The organism is Methylobacterium sp. 174MFSha1.1, assembly GCF_900116815.1.
Taxonomy (GTDB): Bacteria; Pseudomonadota; Alphaproteobacteria; order Rhizobiales; family Beijerinckiaceae; genus Methylobacterium.
This window is the reverse complement of the sequence record NZ_FPCB01000032.1, coordinates 50,359-59,035: the sequence shown is the minus strand read 5'-3', so window position 1 is coordinate 59,035 and position 8,677 is coordinate 50,359. Positions and strand designations below refer to the sequence as shown.

7 protein-coding genes are annotated in these 8,677 nt (G+C 69.7%); all 7 read right to left on the bottom strand.

Annotation, left to right across the window (positions count from 1 at the left end; translation table 11 throughout):
* Positions 1–81 precede the first annotated feature (81 nt).
* The 7 genes from minD to BM430_RS25035 all read right to left on the bottom strand — a co-directional run bounded on the left by minD (position 82) and on the right by BM430_RS25035 (position 8,536).
* Entirely contained in the window at positions 82–897 is an 816-nt protein-coding gene (gene minD / locus BM430_RS25065; protein ID WP_093569964.1) for a septum site-determining protein MinD, read from the bottom strand.
* A gap of 118 nt (positions 898–1,015) precedes the next feature.
* Positions 1,016–1,720: a septum site-determining protein MinC gene (gene minC / locus BM430_RS25060; protein WP_093569963.1), complete on the bottom strand. Its 705-nt coding sequence runs from the start codon at positions 1,718–1,720 to the stop codon at positions 1,016–1,018.
* Positions 1,721–1,794: 74 nt separating this feature from the next.
* Positions 1,795–2,586 (bottom strand): tellurite resistance TerB family protein, encoded by a 792-nt coding sequence (locus tag BM430_RS25055; protein ID WP_093569962.1) that lies wholly within the window; start codon positions 2,584–2,586, stop codon positions 1,795–1,797.
* A gap of 101 nt (positions 2,587–2,687) precedes the next feature.
* Positions 2,688–4,541 carry an ABC transporter ATP-binding protein gene (locus tag BM430_RS25050; protein ID WP_093569961.1) on the bottom strand — a complete coding sequence of 618 codons (1,854 nt, stop codon included), beginning with the start codon at positions 4,539–4,541 and terminating at the stop codon, positions 2,688–2,690.
* Positions 4,542–4,862: 321 nt separating this feature from the next.
* Positions 4,863–5,792, bottom strand: a complete 930-nt coding sequence (locus tag BM430_RS25045) for an ABC transporter permease (RefSeq protein WP_093569960.1) — start codon at positions 5,790–5,792, stop codon at positions 4,863–4,865.
* The gene (locus BM430_RS25040) at positions 5,758–6,717 is read right to left on the bottom strand and encodes an ABC transporter permease (RefSeq protein WP_093569959.1); all 960 of its coding nucleotides are present in this window, start codon (positions 6,715–6,717) and stop codon (positions 5,758–5,760) included. The genes BM430_RS25045 and BM430_RS25040 overlap by 35 nt, the downstream gene beginning before the upstream one ends.
* Positions 6,718–6,727: 10 nt before the next feature.
* Positions 6,728–8,536 carry a peptide ABC transporter substrate-binding protein gene (locus BM430_RS25035; RefSeq protein WP_093569958.1) on the bottom strand — a complete coding sequence of 603 codons (1,809 nt, stop codon included), beginning with the start codon at positions 8,534–8,536 and terminating at the stop codon, positions 6,728–6,730.
* Between the last annotated feature and the right edge of the window lie 141 nt (positions 8,537–8,677).

The window sequence follows — 8,677 nt, the reverse complement described above, 5'->3', positions numbered from 1 at the left end:
TGCGCTCGTGCGCGAGAAGGATCTGGAGCCGCTCGCGCGCCACCGGCGCCGTGCCGCGCCGCGACAGGAAGCTCAGCAGGTTCATGCCGCCCTCCGGGGGAAGAGTTTGCCCAGGATCGACCGCTTCTCGGACGGCACGATCATCTCGACGGTCTCGCCCTTGAGACGGCGCACCGCATCCGTGTAGGCCCGGGCAGGCGCGCTCTGCGGTGCGTTCAGCGTCACCGGGCTGCCGAGGTTCGAGGCCTTGAGAACCTCCTCGCTCTCCGGGATCACGGCAAGCAGCGGGATCGACAGGATCTCCAGCACGTCGTCGATCTTCAGCATCTCGCCGCGCTCGGCCCGGCTGGGGTCGTAGCGGGTGAGGATCAGGTGCTTCTCCAGCCGCTCGCCGTTCTTCGCGCGCTCGGTCTTCGAATCGAGAAGGCCGATGATCCGGTCCGAATCGCGCACCGAGGAGACCTCGGGATTGGTGACGACGACCGCGATGTCGGCGTGGCGCATCGCCAGCGTCGCGCCGCGCTCGATGCCGGCCGGGCTGTCGCAGATCACCCAGTCGAACTTCTCGCGCAATTCGCCGATGACGCGGGCGACGCCCTCGTCGGTGAGCGCGTCCTTGTCGCGGGTCTGCGAGGCGGGGAGCAGCGAGAGGGTGTCGAGGCGCTTGTCGCGGATCAGCGCCTGGGTCAGCTTGGCGTCGCCCTGGACGACGTTGATGAGGTCGTAGACCACCCGGCGCTCGGCGCCCATGATGAGGTCGAGGTTGCGCAGGCCCACGTCGAAATCGACGACGCAGACCCTTTGTCCGGTCCGGGCCAGGGCCGCGCCCAAAGCCGCCGTCGTGGTGGTCTTGCCCACCCCTCCCTTGCCGGATGTCACCACGATGACTTTGGCCATTGGTCCCCCTTAACCTTGCGATGCGAAGTCGCGGCCGGCGCGGCCGCTGCGTGTGTTTTCTTGAGTTTCGCCCCGTCCGCGGATCGTTGCCGCGGGGCCCCCGGAGCGGTGACGACGGTTAATCGAGGGCGGCGGTGCGCATCGCGTCGCCGTCGAGCCAGACCTGGACGGCGCGGCCGCGCAAGGACGGATCGATGTCGTCGGCGATGCGGTAGAGGCCGTCGATCGCGAGCAACTCGGGCTCGAACTTGCGGCAGAAGATGCGGGCGCCCGGCGAGCCGGCGGCCCCCGCGATGGCGCGGCCCCGCAGCGCCCCGTAGATGTGGATCGAGCCGCCGGCGATGATCTCGGCGCCCGAGGCCACCGAGCCCATCACGGTCACGTCGCCCTCGGGGAAGAGGATCGCCTGGCCGGATCGCACCGGGCTCTCCAGCATCAGCGACTTCGCGCCCGTCACCCGCTCGACCGGGGCGGCGGCCGGAGCCTCGCCGGGCATCGCCACCTCGCCGGAGGGCCGGCCGCCGTTGAGCGGCGGCGGCATCCCGGGACCGAGCGAGCCGGCCCCGGCGCCCTCGATCCCCATGATGGGGATCTCGCGCTCGTTCAGGGCGGCCACCAGGTCGTGGAGCGCGTCCCGGCTCGGAGCCAGGGCCGTCACGTCCAGGATCACGGCGCGGCCGGCGAAGAACGCCGGAGAGCGCTTGGCAAGGGCGTCGAGGTCGGCGAGCCAATCCTCGATCGGCGCCTCTGGGGCTAACACGACCGCCAGGAACGAGCGGCCACGGAAGCGGATCGGCGGGCGGGTTTGGGTCTGGCTGGTCACGTCTTTACGACTCGTTACCAACCCATCAGGCACGTCCGATGGTTAGCGAATGGTTAACGGCCGTAACGAAGTGTTCACCTTTGCGAAGAGGCCGCGGTGAGCGTGGCTTCGATGTGGCGCGCGAAGCCCGGATCGAGCCCGAGTCGTCGGGCGAGATGATCGAGATACGCCCGTTCCTGCGGCGTATCGACGGTGACCGCCATCACGGAGGCGGCGTAGATCTCGCTCGCCTGCTCGGGGCTCCGGGCGAGGCGCGCCACCGCCTCGACGTCGACGGGCGCGCGCAGGGCGTCCATCAGGAAGGCCTTGTCGTCGGCATCCAGGGCGTGACGGTCCATCTCGCCGAAGATGCGGCCCTGCTCGTCCGGATCGATGTGGCCGTCGGCCTTGGCGGCGGTGATCATCGCGATCAGGAGGGCGCGGGCCCGGTCCTGCTCGTCGGCCGGGGAGGACGGCGCGAAGCGCGTGCCGCCGAGCATCCGCGCCGCCTCGTCGGCGGAGGGGATGAAGCCGCTGGCGCGGGGCGGAGCGGATCCGCGCTGGGCCTGCTTCGCTTGCCAGCTCTGGTAGGCCTGATAGGCGAGGGTACCGATCAACGCGAGGCCGCCGAGCCGGCCGGTAGACCCCATGCCCGGCGCGCCGAAGCCGGAGCTGAACCCGCCCTGACCGCGGCGCCCGCCGAGGACGAGCGAGGCGAGGCCGCCGAGGATCGCCGCCTTGCCGCCACCGCCGCCCAGCGAACGGGTGACCTGCTCAAGGGAAGAGGGCGCGTGGCCGTGGGAGCCCTGGCCGGGATAGCCGCCGGAATATCCCCCTCTCGGCCCGCCGCCGAGGAACTGGTCGAGCAGGCGCTTGGCGTCGAACATCGGGGCTCCCTCCGGCACGAGCCGACGAGATGGGGCGCCGGATCGCTCTCGCAAGGGCAGAGGGGCAAGGCGGAGGGACAAGGGCAGAGGGAGCGAGCCCCTCACGCCACCGCCGCCATCCCGCCCGCCGGCGCCTCCCATTCCGGTCCCCAGACCTGCACCACGTGCCCGGGCGAGACCTCGCGGTAGAGGCGCTCGGGCGGCACGTAGTCGACCGGGCGGATCGGGCTCTTGATCTCGTCGCTGCGCACCGCGTGGAGCTGGCGCCGGCGGCCCGGATCGGGCACCGGCACGGCGGCGATCAGCTTCTTGGTGTAGGGGTGCTGGGGCGCGCCGAAGATCGCCGCGCGGGGGCCGATCTCGACGATCTCGCCGAGATACATCACGGCGACCCGGTGGCTCACCCGCTCCACCACCGCCATGTCGTGCGAGATGAACAGGTAGGCGAGGCCGAGCGAGGCCTGCAGGTCGAGCATCAGGTTCACCACCTGCGCCTTCACCGAGACGTCGAGGGCCGAGACCGACTCGTCGGCCACGATCAGCCGCGGCTCCAGCGCGAGCGTGCGGGCGATGCAGATGCGCTGCCTCTGGCCGCCGGAGAATTCGTGCGGGAAGCGGCTCGCCATCTCGGGTTTCAGCCCGACCCGGCGCAGCAGGTCGGCGGCGCGCTCGCGGGCCTGAGCCCGGGAGCATAGGCGGTTGATCAGCAGCGGCTCGGCGATGGCGCTGCCGACGCTCATGCGCGGATCGAGGCTGGCGAAGGGATCCTGGAAGATCATCTGCATCCGCCGGCGGCAGGCGCGGAGCGCGGCGGGCGAGAGGCCGAGCACATCCTCGCCGTCGAGGAGCACCGAGCCGGCGACCGGCTCGATCAGCCGCAGCACCGAGCGGCCGGTGGTCGACTTGCCGCAGCCCGATTCGCCGACGAGGGCCAGGGTCTCGCCCTCGCGCACCGCGAAGGAGACGTTCTCGACCGCGTGGACCCGGCCGCGCACCCGCGAGAGCAGGCCGCCGCGGATGTCGAAGCGGGTGGTCAGGCCCTTGACCTCCAGGACCGGGCGCGCGCCCTCGCGCACCGTGTCGGGCAGCGGCACGGCGGCTTCGGGCTCGCCTGTGGCGCGGTCGACGATCGGGAAGCGGGCCGGGTGCGGCTGCCCCTTCATCGCCCCGAGGGTCGGCACGGCGGCGAGCAGCGCGCGGCTGTAGGGATGGGCCGGGCGGCGGAAGATCTGCTCGGTGGCGCCCGTCTCGACGGCGCGCCCGTCGACCATCACCACGGTGCGGTCGGCGATCTCGGCCACCACCCCCATGTCGTGGGTGATGAACAGGACCGACATGCCCTCCTCCTCCTGGAGGAGCTTGATCAGGTCGAGGATCTGGGCCTGGATGGTGACGTCGAGGGCCGTCGTCGGCTCGTCGGCGATCAGGAGCTTCGGCCGGCAGGCGAGCGCCATCGCGATCATCACCCGCTGGCGCATGCCGCCGGAGAAGCGGTGCGGGTAATCGTGCACCCGCGAGGCAGCGGCCGGGATCCGCACCTTGTCGAACAGCCGCACCGTCTCGGCCTCGGCCTCGGCGCGCGACAGGCCGCGGTGCAGCCGCAGCGCCTCGCCGATCTGGAAGCCGACGGTGAGCACCGGGTTGAGGCTCGTCATCGGCTCCTGGAAGATCATCGCGACGTCGTCGCCGCGGATCCGGCGCATCTCGGCATCGGGCAGGCGCAGGAGGTCGCGGCCCTCCAGCAGCACCCGGCCGCCGGTGCGGGTCGCGTCGCGGGGCGTGAGCCGCATGATCGAGAGCGCGGTGACGCTCTTGCCGGAGCCCGACTCGCCCACCAGCGCGACCGTCTCCTTGGGGCCGATCTCGAACGAGACGCCGTGCACCACCGGGCGCCAGGCCTGCTCGGAGCGGAACGCGACGGTGAGGTCCTGGACCGAGAGGATCGGGGTGGTCATGGGTGTCCCCTTCGAGGGATTTTCTATCAAAGTAGAAGGTCAGCGATCCTGAGAGCCAGTTTGATTGGCTCCCAGGGACTTTACACCCACTTCGTCATTCCGGGGCCGCGCAGCGGAGCCCGGAATCCAGAACCGCGGAGCGTTCAGGATGAAGTGGGGAGCATCCCGCTTCGCTCTGCATCACCTGAGTGTCTGGATTCCGGGCTCCGCTGCGCGGCCCCGGAATGACGAGGAGGGTGTCAAGGCTGTCGGGAGAGACAGGCAGCCTCCAACACGCTCCCCTAACTGTATGGTCCCGGAACGCGTGGCGGTGATCGAGCATCACAGCACCCGCCGCGGATCGAGGGCATCGCGAAGCCCATCGCCGATGAAGTTGATCGACAGCACGGTCAAAAAAATCGCGGCGCCCGGGAACAGCGCCCAGTGCGGCGCCACGTCGAGGTGGTCCTTGGCGTCGTAGAGGAGCCGGCCCCAGGTCGGGATGTCGGGCGGGAAGCCGAGGCCTAAGAACGACAGGGTCGATTCGGCGATGATCGCCGACGACACCTCGATCGTCGCCGCGACGATCACGGGACCCAGCGCGTTCGGCAGGATGTGGCGGGTGACGAGGTGCCAGGCGGTCGCGCCCTGCGAGCGCGCCGCCTCGACGAACTCCTTCTCGCGCAAGCTCAGGAACTGCGCCCGCACCAGCCGCGCCACCGGCATCCAGCGCAGGCCCCCGATGACCGCGACGATCATCACGAACACGCCGCCCTCGACCCCGAAGAGCTGCTTCAACTGGTCGCGGAACAGGTAGATGATCAAGAGCAGGAGCGGCAGCTGCGGCAGCGACAGGAACAGGTCGGTCAGCCACATCAGCACCGGATCGAGGAAGCGGCGCGACATGCCGGCGAGCGCGCCGACCAGCACGCCGACGAAGGTCGCCACCACCATCGCGGCGAAGCCGACGGCGAGCGAGATCCGCCCGCCGTAGATCATCCGGGCGAGCAGGTCCTGGCCGAGGTCGTCGGTGCCGAGCGGGTGGGCCCAGGACGGGCCCTGGAGCGTCGCCGCGAAGTCGATCTCGTCGATCGCCACCGGCCAGACCCAGCCGCCGACGAGGACCGCGAGCACGAGCAAGCCCAGCACTCCGACGCTGACGACCGCGAGGCGGTGGCGGCGGAAGCGCCGCCAGGTGTCCCGCCCCGAGGCCGCCGGGGCGGGGGCCGGCCCCGCCTCAGCGGTAGGAGATGCGAGGGTCGAGCCAGCCATAGAGGAGGTCCGCGACGAGGTTGAACAGGACGACGAGGCAGGCGAACACGAAGGTGACGGCCATCACCACCGGCGTGTCGTTGGCGAGCATCGCGTTGATGAGGAGCGAGCCGATCCCGGGGATGCGGAAGATCTGCTCGGTGACGATGGCGCCGCCGAACACCGCCGGGATCTGGAGCGCCACGAGCGTCACGACCGGGATCAGCGCGTTGCGGGCGATGTGGCGGACCGTGACGGTGCCGTCCGACAGGCCCTTGGCCCGGGCGGTGGTGACGTAGTCGAGGCGCGCCACGTCGAGCACCGAGGCGCGGACGTAGCGGGTATAGGACGCGGCCTGGAAGAAGCCGAGCACGCAGACCGGCATGATCGCCTGCCGGACGTGCTCCCAGGCCCAGCGCCAGCCCGTCGCCGAGATGTCGGCCTGGTAGACGAAGGGCAGCCAGTCGAGGGTGAGGCTGAACAGCAGGATGAACAGCAGGCCGGTGAAGAAGGTCGGCAGCGAGAAGCCGACGAAGGCCAGCGTGTTCGCCACCTGGTCGAAGACCGAGTAGGGCCGGATCGCCGCCAGGATGCCGACCGGCACGGCGATGAGGAGCGCCAGGACCTGCGACGAGCCGACCACGAAGAGCGTGGTCGGCAGGCGCTGCAGGATCAGCTCGTCGACGTTGACGCGGCTGGCGAAGGAGAAGCCCCAATCGCCCTGGAGCATCGCCGTCAGCCAGTGCAGGTAGCGCACCAGGATCGGGTCATCGAGGCCGAACTTCAGCCGCAGGGCCTCGCGCACCTCCGGCGGCACGTTGGGGTTGGTGGCGAGCTCGCCGAAGGGATCGCCCGGCGCCAGCGCCAGCACGGTGAACAGGATCAGGCTGATCCCGAGCAGGCTCGGGATCGCGATGAGGAGGCGGCGGAGGAGGTAGGCTCCCATCGGGTGATCGTTACGCCTGCTTGTACCACTCGGCCAGGAAGGCCAGCGAGTTGTCCCAGCCGCTCGCGGGCGCCTCGAGCTTGCCGTTGATCGCCGAGACCTGGGCGCGGTGGAGCAGCGGCAGGACGTAGTCGGCCACCACCAGGTCGTTCATCTTGACGAACAGGGCGGCGCGCTTGACGAGATCGAGCTCGCCCTGCGCCTGCTTGTAGGCGGCATCGACCTCCGGGTTCTGCATCCGGCAGATGTTGCGGCCCTGCCACTTGTTGGCCTTGGTGGCGGCCTCCCACGACACGTATTGCAGCGCGAACACCGCCGGATCGGCCTGGGTCATGTTCCAGGTATACATCTCCATGTCGGCGTAGAAATGCGGATAGGTATCCGGGTTCGCCACGTCGGAGGAGAAAAACACCGAGCCGGGAACCGATTTCAGCTCCATGTCGATGCCGGCCTTCTGGGCGGCCTGCTTGATGATCGCCTGGGTCTTCTGGCGCGGCGCGTTGATCGAGGTCTGGAAGACGAATCTCAGCTTCTTGCCGTCCTTGGCGCGGATGCCGTCGCTTCCTTTCTTCCAGCCAGCGTCTTCGAGAATTTGCGCCGCCTTGTCGGCGTCGAAGGCGAAGGAGGTGCTTTTCGAGACGAAGGGCGCCGGGCCGTTGAAGACGTTGGCGGTGGCCCGGCCGGTGCGGCCGTAGATGTATTGCTGGATCGCCGCCCGGTTGACGAGCAGGTTCATCGCCTTGCGCACCGCCGGATCGGAGAAGGCCGGGTGCTTGGTCTTGAGCGAGGCGCGCTCGCCGTCGACCTCGACGTTCGGGTCGGTGGCGTTCAGCAGCAGGAATTCGAGGTTGCCGCCGTAATCCATCTTGACCCGGCCCTTGCCCTCGGCCTCGAGCCGCTTGAGGATCTCGTCCTCGACCTGCATGTTCCAGGCGTAGTCGTACTCGCCGGTCTGGAGCACGGCGCGGGCGGCTGAGACCGCGTCGCCGCCGCCCTTCATCTCGATCGAGTCGAAGAACGGCCGGTTCGGCAGGTGGTAGTCGGGGTTGCGCACGCCGCGCAGGATGTCGCCCGGGCGGAACTCGCTGAACTTGTAGGGGCCGGTGCCGACCGGCGCGAGGTTCGCCGGCGCGTCGCGGGACTTGTCGCCGTTATAATCCGCGAAGACGTGCTTGGGGATGATCATCCCGGCGCTCGACACGAAGGCGTCAGCCCAGAACGGCGTCGGCTCCTTGAACGTCAGCTTCACCGTCAGGTCGTCGATCTTCGTGACCTTGACGTTGACGTAGCTGCCGCCGGTGACGGCAGCCGTCGCCGGGTTGGCGGCGTATTCCGCCGTGAACACCACGTCGTCGGCGGTGAAGGGCTTGCCGTCGTGCCACTTCACGTTCGGCTTGAGCTTCCAGGTCACCGAGCGGCCGTCCGCCGCGACGCCGCCATTCTCCTTCGAGGGGATCTCGGCCGCCAGGATCGGGAACAGGTTACCGTCGGCGTCCCAGGCCGCCAGCGGCTCGTAGAAGATGCGCGAGCCTTCCTGATCCTTGGTGCCGATGGCGAAATGTGGGTTGATCAGGGTCGCGGCCTGCCAGAACAGGAGCTTCAGCGGCCCGCCGCCGCCGGCCTTCGTCGGCTTGTAGGCGTCGCGCAGGGGGTTCGCCGCGAAGGCGACGCCGTTCTGGGCCAGCATCATCCCGGCCATCGGGGCGGTGAGGCCGAGCGCCAGCATCCGGCGCACGAAGCTGCGCCGCGACAGGCTGCCGTCCTTCACCTCGCCGATCAGGGTGCGCAGGTCATGCTCGGTAACGCCACGCTCGGTCATTCGACAAACACCCTTCTGGCTGGCCTTGAGACGGCCGGCAGCATCGCGCCCGCGGTCCCGGACCGCAAGCCGCCGTGGCATACTCTCCCAGCCATTCGCAATTCGCGCGCCACGTCCGCTCCCGCCGCGCTTGAGCCGGCC